The 21348-nt window shown below is 75.5% G+C and carries 15 protein-coding genes and 2 pseudogenes; 11 read left to right on the top strand and 6 right to left on the bottom strand.

Annotated features, from left to right (window positions below; genetic code table 11):
- Positions 1–27: 27 nt before the first annotated feature.
- A pseudogene (locus AAT21_RS39555) lies at positions 28–201 on the bottom strand (cysteine hydrolase); the annotation flags it as partial.
- Between AAT21_RS39555 and AAT21_RS39550 the strand changes: the two are divergent.
- From AAT21_RS39550 to AAT21_RS33060, 3 genes and pseudogenes are all read left to right on the top strand, one after another.
- A pseudogene (locus AAT21_RS39550) lies at positions 197–443 on the top strand (hypothetical protein); the annotation flags it as partial. The pseudogenes AAT21_RS39555 and AAT21_RS39550 overlap by 5 nt on opposite strands.
- Positions 440–1975: an SDR family oxidoreductase gene (locus AAT21_RS33065; protein ID WP_046780674.1), complete on the top strand. Its 1536-nt coding sequence runs from the start codon at positions 440–442 to the stop codon at positions 1973–1975. The pseudogene AAT21_RS39550 and the gene AAT21_RS33065, both read left to right, overlap by 4 nt.
- Positions 1972–3348 carry a cryptochrome/photolyase family protein gene (locus AAT21_RS33060; RefSeq protein ID WP_046780673.1) on the top strand — a complete coding sequence of 459 codons (1377 nt, stop codon included), beginning with the start codon at positions 1972–1974 and terminating at the stop codon, positions 3346–3348. The genes AAT21_RS33065 and AAT21_RS33060 overlap by 4 nt, the downstream gene beginning before the upstream one ends.
- On the opposite strand, the gene AAT21_RS33055 is transcribed toward AAT21_RS33060, so the two are convergent.
- Complete coding sequence (locus AAT21_RS33055; protein WP_079026124.1) at positions 3339–4469, bottom strand: MerR family transcriptional regulator; 1131 nt, start codon at positions 4467–4469, stop codon at positions 3339–3341. The genes AAT21_RS33060 and AAT21_RS33055 overlap by 10 nt on opposite strands.
- 146 nt (positions 4470–4615) lie before the next feature.
- On the opposite strand from AAT21_RS33055, the gene AAT21_RS33050 reads away from it, so the two are divergent.
- Both AAT21_RS33050 and AAT21_RS33045 read left to right on the top strand, forming a co-directional pair.
- On the top strand, positions 4616–5236 hold the full coding sequence (locus tag AAT21_RS33050; protein WP_046780672.1) for a sigma-70 family RNA polymerase sigma factor: 621 nt from the start codon (positions 4616–4618) through the stop codon (positions 5234–5236).
- A gap of 53 nt (positions 5237–5289) precedes the next feature.
- Positions 5290–5925, top strand: a complete 636-nt coding sequence (locus AAT21_RS33045) for a TetR/AcrR family transcriptional regulator (RefSeq protein WP_235439309.1) — start codon at positions 5290–5292, stop codon at positions 5923–5925.
- 78 nt (positions 5926–6003) lie between these two features.
- Here AAT21_RS33045 and AAT21_RS33040 read toward each other — a convergent pair whose 3' ends face one another.
- Complete coding sequence (locus AAT21_RS33040; RefSeq protein WP_052758092.1) at positions 6004–6750, bottom strand: LmeA family phospholipid-binding protein; 747 nt, start codon at positions 6748–6750, stop codon at positions 6004–6006.
- An 8-nt stretch (positions 6751–6758) separates the two neighbouring features.
- Positions 6759–9005, bottom strand: a complete 2247-nt coding sequence (locus AAT21_RS33035) for an MMPL family transporter (protein ID WP_046780670.1) — start codon at positions 9003–9005, stop codon at positions 6759–6761.
- 317 nt (positions 9006–9322) lie between these two features.
- On the opposite strand from AAT21_RS33035, the gene AAT21_RS34810 reads away from it, so the two are divergent.
- The 4 genes from AAT21_RS34810 to AAT21_RS33015 all read left to right on the top strand — a co-directional run bounded on the left by AAT21_RS34810 (position 9323) and on the right by AAT21_RS33015 (position 15743).
- Positions 9323–10486, top strand: a complete 1164-nt coding sequence (locus tag AAT21_RS34810) for a sensor histidine kinase (protein ID WP_157879829.1) — start codon at positions 9323–9325, stop codon at positions 10484–10486.
- Positions 10474–11151 carry a response regulator gene (locus AAT21_RS33025; protein WP_046780669.1) on the top strand — a complete coding sequence of 226 codons (678 nt, stop codon included), beginning with the start codon at positions 10474–10476 and terminating at the stop codon, positions 11149–11151. The genes AAT21_RS34810 and AAT21_RS33025 overlap by 13 nt, the downstream gene beginning before the upstream one ends.
- Before the next feature lie 105 nt (positions 11152–11256).
- Complete coding sequence (locus AAT21_RS39785; protein WP_268768223.1) at positions 11257–14274, top strand: helix-turn-helix transcriptional regulator; 3018 nt, start codon at positions 11257–11259, stop codon at positions 14272–14274.
- 482 nt (positions 14275–14756) lie between these two features.
- Positions 14757–15743: a serine/threonine-protein kinase gene (locus tag AAT21_RS33015; protein WP_046780668.1), complete on the top strand. Its 987-nt coding sequence runs from the start codon at positions 14757–14759 to the stop codon at positions 15741–15743.
- Positions 15744–15760: 17 nt separating this feature from the next.
- Here the strand turns inward: AAT21_RS33015 and AAT21_RS33010 are convergent, their stop codons facing one another.
- Positions 15761–18202, bottom strand: coding sequence for a SpoIIE family protein phosphatase (locus AAT21_RS33010; protein WP_079026122.1), 2442 nt, complete (start codon positions 18200–18202; stop codon positions 15761–15763).
- A 225-nt stretch (positions 18203–18427) separates the two neighbouring features.
- On the opposite strand from AAT21_RS33010, the gene AAT21_RS37240 reads away from it, so the two are divergent.
- Complete coding sequence (locus AAT21_RS37240) at positions 18428–18673, top strand: hypothetical protein (RefSeq protein ID WP_046780667.1); 246 nt, start codon at positions 18428–18430, stop codon at positions 18671–18673.
- Between the two features lie 244 nt (positions 18674–18917).
- Here the strand turns inward: AAT21_RS37240 and AAT21_RS33000 are convergent, their stop codons facing one another.
- Positions 18918–20003 carry a helix-turn-helix domain-containing protein gene (locus AAT21_RS33000; protein WP_046780666.1) on the bottom strand — a complete coding sequence of 362 codons (1086 nt, stop codon included), beginning with the start codon at positions 20001–20003 and terminating at the stop codon, positions 18918–18920.
- A gap of 100 nt (positions 20004–20103) precedes the next feature.
- Here AAT21_RS33000 and AAT21_RS32995 point away from each other — a divergent pair, with 100 nt between their 5' ends.
- Complete coding sequence (locus AAT21_RS32995) at positions 20104–21321, top strand: MFS transporter (protein ID WP_046780665.1); 1218 nt, start codon at positions 20104–20106, stop codon at positions 21319–21321.
- The last annotated feature ends 27 nt before the right edge of the window (positions 21322–21348 follow it).

Below are 21348 nucleotides of genomic sequence, written 5' to 3'. Positions count from 1 at the left end.
CCGCGAGACACCCCCTGAACCGCAGCCGAGGTCCGAGGCGGTCGGTACGACCACCCCGTACCGGTCGGCGACGGTCGCGAGGGCGGCGTGGTGGATCTGTCCGGCGGACAGCTCGACGCCCACCGGCCGCAACGGCCGGGTCGCGCAGGCCGCGGCGGCCACGGTGGGCCGGTTGCCGCGCAGGAAGGCACCCTCGCTCGAATCCACCGGCGCCACCCTCGACCGGATCGCATCCGCCTGCGGTTCACTCCACCGACACCCTGATCCGGGCCTTCCGCCGCACACTCGCCACGACCCACACGGAGTACCGCAACCGCTTCCGTTCCACCATCCGGGTGACGGCTCCCCGCTGGTCGGCCCCCCCGTGCATCCGTCCCGCCCGCGACCGCGGAAGAGATGAGGGAAACCACCACGGTCGACGGCGGAACGGAGCACCTCCATGACCGACACCCCAGGGCACCCGGCCCGGCCCCCCGGACCGCTGTGCCTGGTCACCGGCGCCACCGGATACATCGGCGGCCGGCTCGTCCCCGAGCTGCTGCGGGCCGGACACCGCGTACGGTGCCTCGCACGCACCCCGGCGAAACTGCGCGACCACCCCTGGGCGGGGCAGGCCGAGACCGTCCGCGGCGACGTCACCGACGCCGCCTCCCTCGCCCCGGCCATGCGGGGCGTCGACGTCGCCTACTACCTCGTGCACGCCCTGGGCACCGGCCGCGACTTCGAGGAGACCGACCGCCGGGCCGCCCGCACCTTCGCGGACCAGGCCCGCGCCGCCGGCGTGCGCCGCATCGTCTACCTGGGCGGACTCACCCCCACCGGGGTCCCCGACCGCGACCTCTCGCCCCACCTGCGCTCCCGCGCCGAGGTCGGACGCATCCTCCTCGACTCCGGGGTCCCCACCACCGTGCTCCGCGCCGCCGTCATCATCGGCTCCGGCTCGGCGTCCTTCGAGATGCTCCGCTACCTCACCGAGCGGCTGCCCGTGATGGTCACCCCGAGCTGGGTGCGCACCCGGATCCAGCCCATCGCCGTCCGCGACGTGCTGCGCTACCTGGTCGGCAGCGCCCAGATGCCCGACCACGTCAGCCGCGCCTTCGACATCGGCGGCCCCGATGTCCTCACCTACCTCGACATGATGCGCCGCTACGCCGCCGTCGACGGCCTGCCCCAGCGCCTGATCTTCCCCGTGCCCGTCCTCACACCGCGCCTGTCCAGCCACTGGGTCGGCCTGGTCACCCCCGTACCCCGGTCCATCGCCCGCCCGCTCGCGGAGTCCCTCAAGTACGAGGTCGTCTGCGACGAGCACGACATCGCCGACTGGGTGCCCGACCCGCCCGGCTCGCCCATCACCTTCGACCGGGCGCTCGCGCTCGCCCTCCAGAAGGTCCGCGACGCCCAGGTCGTCACCCGCTGGTCCTCCGCCTCCGTGCCCGGCGCACCCAGCGACCCGCTGCCCACCGACCCCGACTGGGCCGGCGGCAGCCTCTACAGCGACGTCCGCGAGCGCACCGTCGACGCCCCGCCCCAGGCGCTGTGGCGGGTCGTGGAGGGCATCGGCGGCGAGAACGGCTGGTACTCCTTCCCGCTCGCCTGGGCCGTCCGCGGCTGGCTCGACCGCCTCGTCGGCGGGGTCGGCCTGCGCCGCGGCCGGCGCGACGCCAGGCTCCTGCGGATCGGCGACTCCCTGGACTTCTGGCGCGTCGAGGAGATCGAACGGGGGCGGCTGCTCAGACTCCGCGCCGAGATGCGGCTCCCGGGCCTCGCCTGGCTGGAGATGTACGCCGAACACGACGACGAGGGGCGCACACGGTACCGGCAGCGGGCCCTCTTCCACCCGCGCGGCCTGGCCGGCCACGCCTACTGGTGGAGCGTCTCGCCCTTCCACGCCCTCATCTTCGGCGGCATGGCGCGCAACATCGCCCGCACGGCGGAGGCGGCCGCCGACGGCACCACCCAGGGAGCACGGTCGTGAACGCCTCGGTCGTCCTGTTCACCTCGGACCTGCGGGTCCACGACCACCCGCCGCTGCGCGCCGCACAGGGTCCCCGTAACGAGACCGTGCCGCTCTTCGTGCGTGATCCGGCGGTGGACCACGCCGGTTTCGCGTCGCCCAACCGCCTCGCCTTCCTCGCCGACTGCCTCGCCGACCTCGACCGGGGCCTGCGCGATCGGGGAGGCCGGCTCGTCGTCCGTTCCGGCGACCCCGTCGCCGAAGTGTGCGCCGTGGTACGGGAGGCCGACGCCGACGAGGTGCACATGGCCGCCGGGTGCAGCGCCTTCGCCCTGCGGCGCGAGCAGCGGCTGCGCCGGGCCCTGGAGGCCGACGGACGGCGCCTCTACGTCCACGACGGGGTCGTCACCGCACTGCCGGCAGGTGCCGTGACACCGAGCGGATCCGATCACTTCGCCGTGTTCACCCCGTACTTCAGGCGCTGGTCGGGCGCGCGCCTGCGCGCGCCTCTCGCCGCCCCGCGCATCGTCAGGGTGCCCTCCCGCATCCGCTCCGAGGGCCTGCCCGCGCGGCCGGCCGCCGGGGAGGTCTCGGCGGGCCTGGCCACCGGCGGCGAGGAGGAGGGCCGCAAGCGGCTCGCGTACTGGCTCGACCGGTACGCCGACGCCTACGAGGAAGGGCACGACGACCTCGCCGCGGACACCACCTCCCGCCTCTCCCCGTACTTCCACTTCGGCGCGCTGTCGGCGGCCGAGGCCGTGCACCGTGCCCGCGCCCGGGGCGGAGCGGGCGCAGAGGCCTTCGTACGGCAGCTCTGCTGGCGCGACTTCCACCACCAGCTGCTCGCCGCGCGCCCCGCGGTTTCCGACGCCGACTACCGCACCCGGGGCGACCGCTGGCGCAGCGGCCGGCAGGCCGAGGCCGACCTGCGGGCGTGGCAGGAGGGCCGCACCGGCTATCCCGTCGTGGACGCGGCGATGCGCCAACTCGCCCACGAGGGCTGGATGCCCGGCCGCGGCCGGCTGCTGACCGCCTCGTTCCTGACCAAGACCCTCTACATCGACTGGCGCGCCGGAGCCCGCCACTTCCTCGACCTGCTGGTCGACGGGGACGTCGCCAACAACCAGCTCAACTGGCAGTGGATGGCCGGCACCGGCACCGACAGCCGCCCCAACCGGGTCCTCAACCCGGTGATCCAGGGCAAGCGTTACGACCCCGAGGGCGCGTACGTACGCCGGTGGGTGCCCGAACTCGCCGGTCTGCGGGGCTCCGCAGTTCACGAGCCGTGGAAGCTGGCCGGCCCCGAGCGGAACCGGTACGACGGCTATCCCGAGCCGCTGGTCTCCCTCCCCGACGGGCTGGCCCGCTTCCGCAGGGCCCGCGGTCAGGACTGACCCCGTACGCCGGGCCGCCCCGACCCCGACCCCGACCCCGATCCCGTGCCCGCTCCCGCCGCCGCGTCGCAGAGCCCGCGCAACAGGGTCAGCGCCTCCCGCAGCCCGCCGGGTCGCACCGTGCCCGGGGCGAGGGGCTGTCCGGCCCAGCCCGGGCCCGCCGGCACCACCGCCGGCCGGGCGCGGGCGCCCTTGACGCCCCACGCCGTGTCGGCGACGTGCCGGGCCAGCGCGGGACTCGCGGTGGACCGGCCCTGGGACCACAGCACGACCGCGGCGGGGCCGGTCCGGCGTACGGCCTGGTCGAGGGCCTCGGGCGGCACGGCCGCCCCGAACATCAGGGTGGACAGGCCGACTTCGGCCAGTCCCGCCGCCAGCGCCTCCAGCGCGAGGGTGTGCTGCTCGCCCGGTACGCAGGCCAGCAGCACCGGGGGCGCGGCCGAGCGGGACACGACGGGCGGGGGCCCGGCGGCACGGCGCAGCGCGCTCGACACGTGCCAGGACAGCAGGTGCTCGACCTCGACGTACCGGTCGCCGGAGGTCTCCCACTTGCGGCCCACGGCGTGCAGGGTCGGCGCCATCACCTCCTCCCAGGCGGTGACCAGGCCGTACTGGGCGATCACCGAGCCCAGCAGGTCGTCCACGGCCCAGGCGTCGAGGCGTACCGCGGCCCGCCCCAGCCCGCGGCACTCCTGCCGTACGGCGCCCAGGCGCAGGCCGTTGCCCGAACCGGGCCGGCGGCCCGGCCGGGGGAGGGGATCCGGGGCGGCGGGCGGAGCGGCCTCCGCGGACGCCGGACCGGCCAGGGCGGCCCGCGCGGCCTCCGCGGGCGGGATCCCCGACGAGGTCAGCCGGCACATCTCGTGCAGGACGGCGAGGTCCTCGGGGGTCCACCGGCGGTGCCGGCCGTCCTCGCGAGCGGCCGGTCCGATGCCGTAGCGCCGGTCCCAGGAGCGCAGGGTCGTGGGCGCGACGCCCAGCCGACGGGCCACCGCTCCGGTGGTCAGGCCGTGCGCGGACGATGCGGACTGTTCGGACGGTGCGGACCCGGACGGTACGGGCACGGGCGGTGCGGACCCGGACGGTACGGGCTCGGGCGGTGCGGACTCGGACTGCGTCATGCCTCCATGATGCGACGCACAACCGACGCGAGTGGTGCCGAAGGGTGCGCGGGCCGGAATCTGGAGGGGCCCGCCCCGGCCCCGGCCAGGGGCGCACCCGTCCGGCCGACCGGCCGGTTCCGGTCCCGGCCCGAGGAGCAGCCGCCATGACCGCCCGGAGCGCCACCGTCCAGCCGTCCCCCGCGACCGGGGGCCTCCTCACCGACCACGAGGTCGCCGAGGGCTTCGTGCGCGGCGACGAGCAGTGCCTGACCGCCGCGTACCGGCGCTGGGGCGGCCTCGTCCACGCGCTGGCGGCCCGTACCCTCGGGGACCCCCGGGAGGCCGAGGACGTCAGCCAGCAGGTGTTCCTGGCCGCCTGGCGGGGCCGGGCCGGCTACCGGCCGGAGCGCGGCGCCTTCCCCGGCTGGCTCATCGGCATCACCCGGCGGAAGATCGCCGACGCGCTTGCGGAGCGCACCCGGCGGCTCGCCCTGGTCACCGCGGCCGGCGCCGCCCTGCCCCCGCCGGACGAGCCCGGTGCGTGCCCCGAAGCGGTGCTGGACCGGCTGGTCGTCACCGGCGAGCTGGCGCGACTGCCGCGCCCGCAGCGGGAGGTGCTGGCCATGGCCTTCTACGGGGACCTCACCCAGATCCAGATCGCCGAGCGCACCGGCATGCCGCTCGGCACGGTGAAGAGCCACACCCGCCGGGGCCTGCACCGGATGCGCCACCGCTTCGCCGCCGCGACGGCGGCCGCGGACCCGGCCGTGGCGGGGTACGCATGAGCCGTGCCGGGGGTGCGAAAATGACGGCGAGGCGTGCGGCGGAGGGAGCAGCGGTGACGGAGGCGGACGACCGGGTGCCCGGCCCGGCGCCGGTACGGGTGGACGGGCGGACCGAGCGAGGCCGCCGGACCCGGGACAGGATCGTGGACGCCCTGCTCGACCTGCTCGACGAGGGTGTCGTGGAGTTCCCGGCCGAGCGCGTCGCCGAACGCGCGGGCGTCTCCCGCCGGCTGGTCTTCCACCACTTCGCCGACATGTCCGAGCTGGTGGACCTCGCCATCACCCGGCGGCTGGAGCAACTGGCCGAGCAGATCCGGCCGTTGCCCGTGACCGGGCCCCGCCGGGTCCGGGTGGCCGCCCTGGCCGAACAGCGGGCCCGGATCCTGGAGTGGATCACTCCGGCACGGCTGACGCTGATGCGGATCGACCACCCCTCGCCGCGCATCCAGCAGGTGACGGACGAGGCGTTCACGGACGCCCGGCGCCGGGTCGCGGAGATCTTCGCGGAGGAGCTGGGCCGCCTGGACGAGAGCCGGGCGGCCGAACTACTCGACGGTCTGGACGCCGTCACCACGTGGGGGGCGTGGCACCACTGGCGCTCCGGCGGGAAGAGCCCTCAGGAGGCGCGTGCGGCGATGGAGGCCACCGTGCTGAACCTGCTGGCGGCGGGCGACCTACCGCACGGGTGAGCGCCGGGGCGGGAGCCGTCGGCGTCCAGGAGGCCGACGTCCCCGCGCCCGGGCCGTGGCCCGGACCCGGGCTGCTGCTCAGGCCGTCCTGACGTCCTCGGCCCGCGCGGTCACCGTCACGCCGTCCGCGCCCACCGACACGCCCGCGGGCCGCAGGCCCAGCGGCAGTTCGGGCAGGGTCCGGGTCTGCCGGGCGAGCGCCTGCGCGATGAGCGGGCTGTCCGGGTCCAGGGGCCGGCCGGCCACCGAGGCGGCCGTCGGACGCAGTGAGACGACGCCGTCGTGGAGTTCGACACCCGCCGTCAGTACCACGGGCGCGCCCAGCACGCTGCGCCGGATGAGCAGTTGGCCGTTGCCGGCGTCGGAGATCCGGGTGTCGCCCTCCGGCCCGTCGCCCAGCGAGGAGTACGGGGCGGTGAAGCGGGCCGACGCCGTGTCCGCCCGGTAGCCGTCGCCCTCGCGGGAGACGTTGTCGAGGGTGACGTCGGCCTTGATCCGGCTGCCGCGGTCGGTCGTCGCGTCGGCCCGGACCCGTACCTCGGGGTAGGTCTCGCGGGCGGCCCGGAGGAGGAAGGGCAGCCCCTCGATGGAGACGTCCGGGCGTCCCACGAGGTTCGTCTGCCGCTTGCCGATCCGGTCGGCGAGCCGCCCTTCGGCCAGGCCGCGGGCCACCGAGTCGGCGACGGGCAGCGCGAGCAGCAGCACGCCGGCCAGGCCGGCCGCGATCAGGGTGCGGCGGCGCCGGGAGCGGGGCGGCCGGGCGGCGGGCCGGGCCGGGCGGCCGCCCGCGGTGGCGCCGGGGCCTGGGGTGGTGCGGGGGAGCATGCGGTACCTCATCGGGTGGGAAGGGGGTCGCTGGCGGTGGTCCCGCCGGTTCCGGGTGCGGGGAGGCCGGCGGGCCGTCCGGCCGGCAGGGTGAGGGAGCCGCCCTCGATGTCGAGTTCGGGCAGGATCCGGTCGAGACGGCGGGGCAGCCACCAGCCGCGGTCCCCGAGCAGCGCCATGGTGGTGGGGACCAGCAGCCCGCGTACGACGGTGACGTCGAGGGCGACGGCCGCGGCGAGCCCGGTGCCGAACATCTTCACGACGGGGTCGTCCGCGAGCAGGTACGCGAGGAAGACGCTCACCATGATCAGCGCGGCGGAGGTGATGATCCGGCCGGTCGAGGCGAGGCCCGCGACCACCGCGTGCCGGCTGTCCCCGCTCGCCAGCCACTTCTCACGCACCGAGGTCAGGAGGAAGACCTCGTAGTCCATGGAGAGGCCGAAGAGCACGGCGAACATCACCAGCGGTACGTAGCCTGGCACGGGCACCGGCCCTTCCAGCCCGATGAGCCGCGCGCCCCAGCCCCACTGGAACACCGCGGTGAGCACCCCGTACGCGGCGGCCACCGACAGCAGGTTGAGCACGGCGGCCTTGAGCGCGAGCAGCGGCGAGCGAAAAGCCGCCAGCAGCAGCAGTCCGGCCACGAGCACGACGGTCCCGATCACGGCGGGCAGCCGGTCCGCGAGGCGGTCGTTGAGGTCGGCGGCCGTGGCCGCGGCCCCGCCGACATGTGCGGTCCCCGCGCCGTCGGCGGTGGCCGCCGGCAGGGTGTACGTGCGCAGGGTGTCGACCAGGCGGGCGGTCGCCGGGTCGCCGGGGGCGGTGGCGGGAGTGACCTGCCAGCGGACGGTCCGGCCGTCGGCGGTGAGCTGCGCCGGACCGACCGAGGCCACGCCGGGGGTGCCGGCCAGGGCGGTGGAGACCCTGGTGACCCGGGCGTCCTGCGGGCCGGCGGCGGGTGTCGCCAGGGTGTCGGTCACCTGGAGCGGGCCGTTGACGCCGGGCCCGAACGCGTCCGAGAGCTGCTCGTGGGCGGTCCGGCTGGCCGAGCCGACGGGTTTGTCGCCGGCGTCGAGCTGGCCGAAGGCCAGCTGGGTGGCGGGCGCGGCGAGCAGCAGGAGCAGGGCGAGGCCGGCCAGGAGATGGCGCCACGGGCGGGCCGTGACGCGCTCGGCGATCCGCTGCCAGCCGCGGGCGGGGGCGGTCGCGTCCTGCCCGTTCCGCTCGGTGGCGCCTTCCCCCCGGGCGGCGCCGAGGAACCGGGCCAGCAGGCTCAGCAGGGCGGGCAGCAGGGTGAGGGTCGCGGCCACCGCGACGAGCACCGCGATCGCGGGCGCCAGCGCCAGGGCGCGCAGCAGCGGCAGCCCGCCCAGCGCGAGCCCGGCCAGCGCCGCGATCACCGCGCACCCGGCGAACGCGGAGGCCTTCCCGGCGGTGGCCGTGGCCAGGGCGGCGGCCTCGGGAGCCGCCACGCCCCGGCCGCGGAACTCCCGGAACCGGGTGAGGCAGAACAGGGTGTAGTCGATCCCCACGCCGAGGCCGATCATCGCGGCGATGGTGGTGGCGGAGGACGGCATGTCCATCAGGTGCCCGGCCAGGCCGACGACGGCCAGCGACACGACCAGCCCGGCGACGCCGACGACCAGCGGGAGGCCGGCCGCGGCCGCCTTCCGGAAGCCGATGAAGAGGATCACGGCGGCGGCCCCGAGCCCGATGAGTTCGCTGTGCCCGGTGTCCGGCCGGTCCACGGCGGCCGCGAGGTCGCCGCCCGGGGTGACCTGGATCCCGGCCTCCTCGGCCGGCCCGGCCGCGTCGGTGATCCGCTCCGACAGCTCGGGGGTGATGTCGCGGCCGGTCACGTCGAGGCCGACGGAGAGGTAGGCGGTGTGCCCGTCGCGGCTCATCGCGGCGCCGCCGGCCCGGTCGTAGGGCGAGGTGACGCTCACGACGTGCGGCAGCCCGGCGATGGCCCGGGCGCTGCGCTCGACGCCGTCCCGGGCGCTCCCGCCGGTCAGCGCCGGGCCGTCGGGTCCGGTGTGCAGGACGAGCGGCTGCCGGCCGGAGGCGGGTCCGGGAAAGGCCGTCGCCGCCGTGTCGAGGGCGGCCTGGCTGTCACTGCCCGGGATGGTCACCGCCTCGCTGGTCGCACGGCCGTACACCATGACGGCGCCGCCGAGCACGAGGAGCAGCACCAGCCAGGCCCCGATCACCCGTCTCGGCCGACGGGCGCACCAGCGCCCCATCGTCAGGAACATCCGGGCCCTCCAAGATCCGAAGACAATATATTGCACTCTGTGTGCAGCTTTACGCTTGCACTCGGAGTGCAATCATGTCAATCGGGGGCGGGGGCCGGACGGGAGCGCGGCCACCCCGCCGGCCGCGTGCGAAATCGGCCTCGGGCGGATACCGGCCGTCCGGGACGTGCCTTCCCGGTGTGCACCCGCTCGGGCAAAATGCCTGGTGTCACCGGCAATTGCGGGCTTCGTGGCGCATCCGTCCCCCTCGGTGCGCCCCCGGGACCCCGGCGCCCTCGGCTTGGGGAGGAGTGGTCCTGGCGTTGCAGTCCTTACAGTTGCGCCGCATACGAGCGCTGCGCGGAACGGCCTCGGTGCGGTCGGGGACGCACCGGGCACAGTCCTTCCTGATCGTGGCCACCCTGCTCTACCGGGGCAGCCACCTCACGGTCGCCGTCATGGCCGTCGTCCACCGCCCGCGGCACCTCCCCCTGCAGCACCTGGGATTCGCCGCCGCCCTGGGACTCAGCGTGCTGGCCTACGGAACGGCCCTGCGTCGCGGCTGGTTCGACCCCCGGCACATCTGGGCCGACATCCTCGTCACCGGATGCGTCCTGCCCCTGGCCCTGTGCGCCTGGGGAGGCGTACGCGAACCCCCCACCATCGCCTGGGCGATGCTCCTCGGCGGATCGGCGAGCGCCGCCGCGGCCATCACCCTCGACCGCCTCCACGCCGTCGCCGCGGTCGCACTGCTCGTCGTCACCCACTTCATCGGCTACCAGGCCGTGGGCGCGACCCCCGCCGTCGTCGTCGGCCACCTCAACTCGCTGGTGTCGTCCGCCGTGATGACCTGGGTCTTCCGCTGGTACCTGCTGCGCCAGGGCCGTCTCCTCGACGAGGCCAACGCCCGCGCGCTGGCCGCCGAGGCGCACAAGGCGCGCTACGCCGAACGCCTCGAACACCACCGGGCCCTCCACGACACCGTCCTCGCCACCCTGACCACCCTGGCGGCCGGCGCCGTCGACGCCAACGCCCCCGAGGTCCGGCAGCGGTGCGCCCACGAGGCCGCCTACCTGCGCCGCCTGATCCAGCAGACCGCCGATGAGGTCCCCCACCGGGAGATCGGCGCCGCCCTGGAGGAGGCCGTCCGATCCGTGGAGAGCCTCGGACTGCGGGTCACCGCCCAGTACCACGCCCTGCCGCAGGTCCCGCCCGAGGTCGCGGCCGCACTCGGCCACGCCGTGCGGGAGGCCCTCAACAACGTACGGCGGCACGCCGGCACCGGCCACGCCTACCTCACCGCCACCGGCGACCCGGACGGCAGCGGCGGAGCCGTCGTCACCGTCGTCGACCGCGGCCCGGGCTTCGACCCGGAACAGTGCGACGCCGGCCTCGGCCTGCGCGGCTCGGTCCACGGCCGGATGACCGAGGCCGGCGGCCGCGCGACCGTGGACACCGCCCCCGGCGAGGGAGTACGGGTGGAGCTGAGATGGCCCGGGTGATCACCGTCGCGGTGGTCGACGACGACCGGATGCTGCGCGACGGACTGCGCGCCTGGCTCGCAGACGTACCCGACCTGCGGCTCGTGGCGACCGCCGGCACCGTCGCGGAACTCCTCGCCGACCCCGTATGCGGCCCGGGCTCCCACGGCCCCGGCGGGACGGGCGGCCCCCCGGCCGATGTCATCCTCCTCGACCTCGTCCTGCGGGACGGCTCGGACCCCGCCGACAACATCCGCAGGCTCCTGCGCACCGGCGGCCGCATCCTCATGATCAGCACCGTGCCGGACCGCTCCCGGATCATCGAGGCGATCCGGGCCGGAGCCGACGGATACCTCACCAAGGACCACGACCTGCCCACCCTGGTCGCCGCCGTCAAGGACCTCGCGGAGGGCCGGGGCGCCCACTCCATGGAACTCGCCTTCGCCTGCGCCTACGACGACAGCCCCGCCCGCCCCCGGCTCTCCCCCCGGGAACGGCAGATCCTGCTCGACTACGCCTCCGGCATGACCCTCAAGTCCGCCGCCCGGCGCGCGGGCATCACCGTCCACACGGCCAAGGACTACCTCGACCGCGTCAAGGCCAAGTACCAGCAGGCCGGCCGCCCCACCTACACCAAACTCGACCTCGCCCTCCGCGTACGGGAGGACAGCCTCGACGGGGGGTGACCCCGCCGCAAGCCCCCCAAACGGACGGCTACAGGGGGCACCCGCGCCCCGCATATCGTCGACCCGGCGGCGCCCCGGACGGCCCGCCGGGAAGGGGACGAGCCGGTGACCGCACTCTGGCCGGCACGGCCTGCACGGCCTGCCGAACACCGCACCGCCACAGGGCACCTCTGCGGACCCCACCGGGGACGGGGACGCCTCATCGGACGCGGCGCCGAGATGGGACGGATCACGGCCGCACTCGCCGCCGCCCGGTCCGGGCAGGGCGGAGCCCTCTTCGTCACCGGCGAGCCCGGCATCGGCAAGACCCGGCTCGCCACCGCGGCCCTCGCCGCGGCCGCCTCGGCCGACATGGTCACCGTACGCGGGCGGGCCAGCACCGTCGGCCCGCCCGTCCCCTACCGGCCCCTCGTCGAGGCGCTGCTCCTGCTCGCCCGCGCCGGCCTGCTGCCCGCCCCGGAGGAACTGGACGGCTACGGCCCCGTCATGACCCGCCTGCTCGGCGGCACCCCCGGCAGCGCAGGCCGCGAGACCTCGCACATCTCCGTCGCCGAAACGATGCTGCGCCTGCTCACCGCCGTCGGCCGGCAGCGGGGCTGCCTGCTCGTCCTCGACGACCTGCACGACGCCGACGCCGGCACCCTGGCCGTCGTCGAGTACCTCCTCGACAACATCGGACAACAGCCCGCCGTGCTCCTGCTCGTCGCCGGCCGCGCCCCCCGCGCGGCGGCCGAGCTGGCCCGGCGCGCCCGCCAGCGGGAAGCGGCGCAGATCCTCGACCTGACCCCCCTCAGCCACCCCGACGTACGCCTCCTCGTCGCGGCCGAGCTGGACGCCGCACCGGCAGAGGTCTGCCCCGAACTCCTGCACCGGGCGGTCACCGGCGGCGCCGGCATCCCGTTCGTGGTCAAGGAACTCGTCCACGACCACGCCGACCACCCCGTCCACCACGGCGACCGGACCCCGCCCGTGCCCGCCACCGTCGCCGACGACATCAGGCGCCGCACCACCTCGCTCGGGCCGCTCGGCACGGAATTCCTGGGCACGGCCGCCCTGTTCGGCCGACGCTTCCCCCTGCCCGTACTCGAGCATGCCATCGCCGCCGACCCCACGGCCCTGTCCGAGGTCCTGCGCGCCGCCCTCGCCTCCAGCCTGATCACCCCGGACGGGCCCGGCACCCAGTGGTACGCCTTCCACTACCCGCTGGCCGCCCAGGCGCTCCTGGCCGACCTCGGCCCGGGCCAGCGCGCCCGGCACGCCCGACGCGCGGCACACGCACTCGCCCGGCTCCACCCGGGACTGCCCGGAGCCTGGCGCGCACACGCCGCCCGGCTGCACGAGCACGCCGGCGAACCCTGCGAAGCCGTCCGCCTGTACTGCGAGGCGGCGCAGCGGGCGATGGACGAGGGCGCCCTGGAACGGGCCCTGGAACTCCTCACCCGCGCCCATCCCCTCCTCGAACCCGGCACCGCACCCGAACTGCACGCCACGGTCCTGGAACTGCTGCTCGACGCCGCCGCCCGCTCGGGCCGCCTCGACCGCCTGCCCACCCCGCCCGCCGCCGGTCACGCCGTACCCGCCGCACGACGCGCCGGGATCCACGCCCGGCTCAGCGGCATCGCCACCCTGGCCGGGCGTCCCGCCGAAGCCCTGCACCACCTCGACACCGCCCGCGCCCTCCTCCCCGACCATCCCGCCGACGGCCGCACCGCCCTCGTGGACCTCGCCGCGGCCCACGCCGAGCTGAGCCGGCCCGCCCCCGACCGGCTGCACACCGCCGCCCGCCTCGCCCGCCGGGCCGTGGACGCCGCCCGCGGCGACGACCGGCCGGACACCGCCTGCGAAGCCCTGCTGCTGCTCGGCCGGCTCGCCCGGCAGCAGGACGAGCCCGCGGCGACGGCCCACTTCAAGCGGGCCCGCGCGATCGCCCTCGCCCACCGGCTCCCCGTACCGCGCACGGCCGCCGAGGTGCAGCTGGCCCTCACCGAAGCCGGACACGACGACCGGCCGGGCCGCCTGGAGCAGGCCCGGCAGGAGGCCCACCGCAATGGCCTGCTGCCGCTGGCGCACGAGGTCGGCTTCGCCCTCGCCATCGAGCGGATCCGGCGGGGCGCCTACGACGACGCCCGCGACGGGATCATCGACGGCACGGCCGAGGCGTCCCGGCTGGGACTGGGCCGGCCCCTCGCCCTTTTCCGGCTCGCCGACGCCGTACGGTACGCCCACCAGGGACGGCGCACCGAGATGCGCGCAGCGCTCGAACGGCTGGAGCCGCACCTCGACGCCGCACCCGGCCTGCGCCCCCTGTCGTACGGGCTCGCCCGGGCCTTCTGCTCCCTGCTGGAGGAACGCCGCGACGCCGCCGAACAGGAACTCGCCCAGGCACTCGCCCACGACACCGAGAACCCGGCCGCCGACGACTTCGGCCGGCACGGCCTCGCCCTGCTGCTCGGCGTACTGGCCGGACGACTGGGCCGCGGGCACTGCGCGGGCATCGCCGAGGCCGGCGCCGAAGGCACCCGCTGGAACCGCCAGTTCGCGGGCCTCGCCCACGCCGTGCTGCTCGGCCGGGAGGGGCACCGCGAGCGGGCGACGGCAGCCGCGGACCGGGCGCTGGCCGCGGCCGGCCCGTACCCCCTGGCCCGCCGCCTGTGCCTGCGACTGGTGGCCGGGCCCGCGTACGAGGACGGCTGGGGTACGCCGGTCGAGTGGCTGCGCGAGGCCGAGGAGTACTTCCACGGCGCCGGCCTCCACCCGGTCGCCGCCGCGAGCCGGGCCCTGCTGCGCGGCATGGGCGCCCCCGTCCGGCAACGGCGCACGGGCACCGAGCAGGTACCGCCGCACCTGCGCAGGTCCGGCATCACCGTCCGCGAATTCGAAGTGGCCCGGCTGGTCGCGGAACGGATCAGCAACAAGGACATCGCCGGGCGGCTGCACATCTCGCTGCGCACGGTCGAGAAGCACGTGGCGAACGTCCTGCACAAGACGGGCCACCCGAACCGCAGGGCCTTCGCCACCGCCGCCCGCGACCTCACGGCCCGCGACCTCACGGCCCGCGACCTCACGGCCCGCGACCTCACGGCCCGCGACCTCACGGCCCGCGACCTCACCGCCCCGGCCTGAGCGCCGGCCGGCAGTTCCAAAGGGATGCTGGGATCGAGGGAAACGCGCACGCACCGCGCGCGGGTCCCCGCGTCGAAAGGGTGGGAACGACAGGATCCGGGCGGGGGCACGGGGGAGCGCCCCCGACCGGATCCGTCGGGTCAGTTCAGGTATCCCGGGCCGCGCTGCGTCCTGCGGGCCGCCGTGTTCTGGGGCTTGAGTACGCTCACCCGGTGCACCTCCTAGAAGGTCGAACGCGCGGGACGCGCGGCTGGATCAGGACTGGTGCCTGCCGATCGGCACCTCCGACTCAACGCCATCCGCGCCGCCCGCACATGGGCGCCGACCACGGAGGTTTCCCGCCCGCACCACCCATCCCGGCGCCGGCCCGCCGCACCCTGAATGGTGGTGCTCCGCCCCCTCCCGCCACCGCCCCGGATGTGGTAGCGGGAGCGTGCGCAGGGGCCGATCGGTAGAATTCCTGCTGAGGAAGGGGGCGCCGGATGGGCGCGGACCTGAGTCAGTACACGGGCCGGCCCTCCGGGCTGGTCGGGAAGCAGATCGCCGGCTACAAGGTCGAGCGCATGATCGGCCGGGGCGGCATGGCCGTCGTCTACTGCGCCAAGGACCTGCGCCTGGACCGCACGGTCGCGATCAAGCTGATCGCCCCGGAGCGGGCCCGCGACGACACCTTCCGGCGCCGCTTCACCCACGAGTCCAGGGTGGCCGCCTCGATCGAGCACCCGCACATCGTGCCGATCTTCGAGGCGGGCGAGACGGACGGCGTCCTCTACATCGCCATGCGGTACGTGCCCGGGCTGGACCTGCGCGGACTGCTGGACCGGGAGGGCCCGCTGCCCGTGCCGACCGCCCTGCGGATCGCCGCGCAGGTGGCCTCCGCCCTGGACGCCGCCCACGACCACGAACTGGTGCACCGGGACGTCAAGCCCGGCAACATCCTCGTCGCGGCCGGCCCCGACCGGGACCACCCCGAGCACATCTACCTCACGGACTTCGGCCTGACGAAGAAGTCCCTGTCGCTGAGCGGCTTCACCACGGCGGGGGAGTTCGTCGGCACGCTCGACTACATGGCGCCCGAGCAGATCTCCGGCCGTCCGGTGGACGGCAGGTGCGACCTCTACAGCCTGGCCTGCGTCGTCTACGAGAGCCTCGCCGGCGGACCGCCGTTCGTGCGCGAGGAGGACGCGGCCCTGCTGTGGGCGCACCAGTACGACCCACCGCCTCCGCTGACCGAGCGGCGGCCCGACATCGCACCCGCCGCCGACAAGGTCTTCGCGAAGGCCCTGGCGAAGGTGCCCGAGGACCGGTACGGATCCTGCCTGGAGTTCGTGGCGGCCCTGCGGCGCGCCACCGAGAAGGGCCCCCCGACGGAGCAGCGGCCCCGGCGGGCCCAGGAGGAGACCGCGGCGCCACCGGAGCCACCGGAGTGGGCCCTGCCGGTCTTCCGCTCCCCGGCCGGCCGGACATAGTGCTGTGGCCGGAGCCCTCAGAACCCCAGGAGCGACTGCTCGGCCCAGATCGTCTTGCCGACGGGCGCGTGCCGGGTGCCCCACCGCTGGGCGAGCTGGGCCACCAGCAGCAGGCCCCGGCCGCCTTCGTCGAAGGTCCGGGCCCGCCGCATGTGCGGGGCGGTGCTGCTCGCGTCGGACACCTCGCAGATGAGGGTGTCCTTCTCGTGGATCAGCCGCAGCTGGATGGGCGGCTCGCCGTACCTGATGGCATTGGTGACCAGCTCGCTGACCAGCAGCTCGGTGACGAACGAGGCCTCCTCCAGCCCCCACTGCGCCAGCTGGTCGGTGGTCTGCCGACGGGCCTGGGAGACGTTCGAGGGATCGGACGTCAGGTCCCACACGACGACCTTGTCGGCGTGCAGGGCCCGCGTCCGCGCGACGAGCAGGGCCACGTCGTCGTCGGGGCGGTGGGTCAGCAGGGCCGTCAGCACCCGGTCGCAGACCGTGTCCAGCCTGGAAGCGGGCTGGGCGAGCGCGGCGAACATGGCGTCCAGCGCCTCGTCGATGTCCCGCTCGCGGGGCTGGAGCAGTCCGTCGGTGTAGAGGGTCAGCACGCTGCCCTCGGGAAGGTCGACGTCCAGCGTCTCGAAGGGCAGGCCCCCCAGCCCCAGCGGCGGCCCGGCCGGGACGTCGAGGAGGTACACGGAGCCCTCTGGGGAGACCACCGCCGGCGGCGGGTGCCCGGCCCGGGCGAGCGTGCAGTGCCGGGTCACCGGGTCGTAGACCACGTACAGGCAGGTCGTACCGATGCCCCCGGCGCTCTCGTCGACGGCCTCCCGGCCGCCCTCGTCCGCGGACAGGTGGATGATCAGGTCGTCGAGGTGCGTCAGCAGCTCGTCGGGCGGCAGGTCGACGTCGGCCAGCGTGCGCACCGCGGTGCGCAGCCGGCCCATCGTCGCGGAGGCCCGGATGCCGTGGCCGACGACATCGCCCACGACCAGAGCCACCCGCGCGCCGGACAGCGGGATCACATCGAACCAGTCGCCGCCCACACCCGCCTCGGTGCCGGCCGGAAGGTAGCGGGAGGCCGTCTCCAGCGCCGGGTGGTCGGGCAGCGTCTGCGGGAGCAGGCTGCGCTGGAGCGTCATGGTGCTGGTGTGCTCCCGGGCGGACCGGTGCCCGGCGTGGATGCTCGCGGCCGCCCGGCCCGTGAGATCCTCGGCCAGCGCCAGGTCCTCCGGCAGGAACGGCTCCCGGCTCCGGCGGCGGCCGAAGACGGCCACGCCGAGGCTGACGCCGTCGGCGTGCAGCGGCACCACCAGCATCGAATGGGTCCCGTGCGCACCGAGCCAGGCGGCCGCCGGGTCCTGGGCCATCCACTGGGCGACCGCCGGTGCGGTCGACGCGTACACGGCGCCACGCCCCGAAGCCAGGCACTCCGCGGGCGGCGACAGCGGGGGATAGACGGCCGTCTCGCCGACCGCGACCCGGCCTTCGGAACTCCCCTCGACGGCCGAGCGCACCGCCGTACGGCAGACGGTGACCGGCCCCGACGGCGGGCCGGAGGAGTGGCTGTTGCCGCGCGGAAGGGGTTCGAGCAGGTCGACGACGGCGAAATCGGCGAGCCTCGGGACGACCACGTCCGCGAGTTCCTGCGCGGTGCGGGTGCTGTCCTCGGTGGTGCCGATCCGCGCGGCGGCGGCGTCCGGCATGAACATCTGCTGCGTCTCGACCTCGGCTCCCGTCCGGTCGTGCGCGGCGAGGCACACGGCGCGCACCACGCCGTCCGGATCCCGCAGCGGGGCCACCGACGTCGCCCAGCCGTGCTCGGCGCTGACGCCCGTGGCGCGTACGAAGGCCTCCATGTGCTGCGGCTCGCCGGCCTCCAGCGCCAGCCGCATCCGGCGCTCGGTCTCCTCGCTCACCGGGTCGGGGGCGATCTCCGGCAGGCGCAGCCCGAACATCTCGGATTCCGTGAGGGACAGAGTGCGTTCCATGCCCGCGTTCGCCCGGACCAGCCGCAGGTCCGCGTCGAAGACCGCCAGAAAGCACGGGGACTGGGAGAACGCCCACTCATGCAGCGGATCGCCCCACGAGGAGCCGTCACCGCCCCGTACGCCCGCCACCGCGGACACCACGTACCACAGGGTGCCGCCGCCGGTGGAGGTCCAGCGGTGCGCGAGCAGCGACTGCTCGATGCGGCTGCCGTCCCGGTGCCGCAGCGCCACGGCGCCGCTCCACCGCTCCTGCTCCGGCGGGATCCGGCGCGCCTCGTCGCCGACGGGACCGGCCAGCAGGAACGCGGCGTTCCGCCCCACCACCTCGGCGGACGCGTAACCGAGCAGCCGAGCGGCGCCTTCGCCCCACTCGGTGACGATGCCCTGCTCGTCGACGGCGGCCGTCGCCGTGTACGCGGGGTGCTGGAAGGCATCGGTCTGCTCCGGCCGCTCTCCGGGAGAGGTGGGAAGTTGCTCCATCGCCGCTCATCTCGCCCTCGCTAGATCCGTCCCTGCTGTCCCACGGGACCTGCACGGCCAGGGGCCCCACTGACAAGCATCATCCGGCGGGGCAAGGAGCACCAACGCAGTGCTGCCACGGGTGTCAAGTCACGCGTTCACGGGCCGTGACGCCCACCCCGGCGCCGGGGTCCAGTGGGAGTACGCCTCCGTGCGGAGAGCCGGAGGGAGAGGAGGAGAAACGTCGTGTCCGAGTTCTCGTGGATCCGTGGTGTCGTGCTGGCAGCGGCCTCCGTGCTGCTGCTGGGCATCGGTATCGGCCTGCTGGCGACCTCGATGGGCGTCCCCGCCACCCCCGTGCCCCGGCCGGCGGTGCTGCTTCTGCCCCAGGACGGCGGCGCCGTCCACACGGGCCACTCGGCCGTGACCGTGAAGCAGCCCGGCTTCGAGGAGCGGCTGAAGGGGGACCTCGGGGCCCGGCCCGGACGGTGACGGCCGCTGCCCCGCCGGCTCAGGTCTCGCGGGGATCCACCGCGGTGACGTCTCCCGGGCGGCGTCGGTGCCGGCGGATTCCGGGCTGCCGGCCGCGAGGAGCTGCCCGCGCCGGGTGCCGCCCGAGACACGGTGGAGGCCGTACGGCCCAGGCCCGCGGCCTGGCAGCTCATCCGCAGGGGCAGGTCCGCGGGCCCCGAATAACCGTATGACCCGCACCACGTCCTTGGCGCCGTACTGCGTCTCAGCGCAGTACGGCCGCCAGCAGGTCGGCCCCGAGAGCCGTGAGGTCGGGCAGGTTGAGGGTGTAGCGGACGTACCGGCCGCGCCGCCGGGCCGTGAGCAGGCCGGCGCGGCGCAGGACGGCGAGGTGACGGGACACCTCCGGAGGTGAGAGCTCCCAGGCGTGGGCCAGTTCACGGGTGGTGTGCGGGCCGCGGGCCAGGGTGCGCAGCAGCCGCAGCCGTACCGGGTGCGCGAGCGCCTCCAGCCGGAGGGTGACCGTCTCCAGCGACACCGGCTCCGACGGAGCGGGCTCGGCCACCGGGTACTGCACCACCGGCTGCCAGCCGGGCGCGTGCACCACCGCGAGGTGCGGGCTGCCGAACACGCTGGGGATGAAGGTGACTCCGGTGCCGTGGGCGGTGGTCGCCTTGTCCGGCAGCTTGTCCACGACGATGCGGTCCCCGTCCGGTGCCAGGGAGACCGCGCCGGAGACCGCCGCGAGCGCCGCCCCCAAGCCGTGCCGCCTGTGCAGGTCGTTCTTCACGCGCAGGTCGGTGGCGAGCCGTACGGCGACGTCCGCCCAGGCGGCGTCGAAAAAGGCCTCGGCGCACTGCTCAAGGGTGCCGCGCACGCGTGCCCGGACGGCCGCCGGGTCCGCGAGCAGCCGTGCCGCGAAGGCCTCCTGCCGTATGCCGCGGGCCTGCGCCAGGTCCAGGGCGCGCTCCCGCGCGACCGCGTCCGTCAGCGGCGAAGGCGCCCCGAAGCGGACCCGGCTGCTGCCGCACGTGGTGACGAGCGCCGCCGTCACGTACACCTCGTCGTCGATCCGGTCCACGTCGTCCAGCTCCTCCGCGAGGGTCGGCCGGGGCCGGGCGGGGAGCAGGAAGTCGGCCTGCGAGGAACGCCAGAGGAAATCCGCCTCGTGCAGGCGCTCGGCCAGCTCCGGCGGCATCCCGGCCCAGACCTTCCGGGCCCGGCCGGCGAACTGCGGATGGTGCCCCGGCTCGGCCAGTACGTGCAGCATCGCGGTCAGTTCGGCCAGCGGGGAAGCGGCGAACCGCAGCTTTCCGGACGGCAGGCCGCCGATGTCGATCCTCAACGTCACCCGCCCAAGCATCCCCGACCAGGCCGCCCGCGACGTCACCGGGTTGACGATGTCCGTCAACCCACGTGCCCGGCCCGGCGGTCGACCGCACGGTGACGCCATGGAAACCGTCACCACGATCCGGCCCCGCGCCCTCGTCCGGGCCTCCGGTGGTCCCCGCTACGCCGTCGCCCTCGCCGTGGACGCGCTGGGCACCGGCCTGCTGCGGCCGTTCCTGCTGCTCTACGGGGTCATGGTGCTGCGGCTGTCCGCGCCCGCCACCGGCATCGCCATGACAGCCGGGATCGTCGTCGGGCTGGTGTGCATGCCCGCGGTGGGCCGATGGCTGGACCGGGGCGCACGCAGCACGGTCGTGGCGGCGTCGATGCTCGTGCGGGCGCTGGGCGTGGCGCTGCTGCTGGCCACCCCGGCCGGGCACGTGTGGCCGTTCGCGGCGGCGGCGCTCCTCCTCGGCGTCGGCAACCAGGCCTGGCCGGCTGCCCACGCGGCCCTCGTGGCAACGGTCGCCCACGGCCGGGAACGCGACACCGCCCTCGCGGCGGGCCGAGCCCTGCGCAACGCGGGCCTGGGCGTGGGCGCGCTCCTCGCCACCGCCTGCCTGGCCGGCGGGGCCACGGCCCTGCGGGCGATGGCCGTCGCCACCGGGATCGCCTACCTCACCGCTGCGGCCCTGGCATGGTCGGTGCGCCTGCGGGCGCGTCCGGCCGTCGCCCCGGAGGGGGACGCGGCCGCGGGGCCCGCGCCCCGGATGCGCGGACTGCTCGCGGCCAACGTGGTCTACGTCTTCTGCCTGAACGTCCCCGAAATCGCGCTCCCGCTGGTGCTGGTGACGCAGCTGCACGCCTCCCCGGTGTGGCCGGCGGCCGTCTTCGTCGCCAACACGGTGCTCGTCGTCACCCTCCAGGTGCCGGTCACCGTCCTGCTGTCGCGGTTCCCCCGGCGCAACGTGCTGGCCCTCGCCGGTGTGCTGCTCGCCGTGTCCTATCTCGGCTTCCTCGCGGCGACCTCACCGGGCGGCGGCTGGGGCGCCCCCGCCGTTGCCGCCGTGTCCGTCGTCTGCACCCTCGGGGAGATCGTCTACGCCGGCAGTGCCACGGCGCTGGTCACCGCCCTCGCCCCGGCCCACGCCCTCGGCCGCGTACTCGCCCGCTTCGAACTCTCCACGGGCTTCGGCCTCGCCGTCTCCCCGGCGGTCATCACCGCGCTCGCACCCCACGGCCCGACCGCCCTCTGGGGTGGCCTGGCCGGTGCGACGCTGCTCTCCGCCTCCGCCGTCGCCGCCGAGAAGGACGACGACGCCGGCCTCGGCCGACGCTGACGCCCCGCTCCGCCGGCCCGTGCGCGA

This window comes from Streptomyces yangpuensis (assembly GCF_001005295.1).
Taxonomy (GTDB): domain Bacteria; phylum Actinomycetota; class Actinomycetes; order Streptomycetales; family Streptomycetaceae; genus Streptomyces; species Streptomyces yangpuensis.
This window is presented reverse-complemented; position numbering and strand designations above follow the sequence as displayed.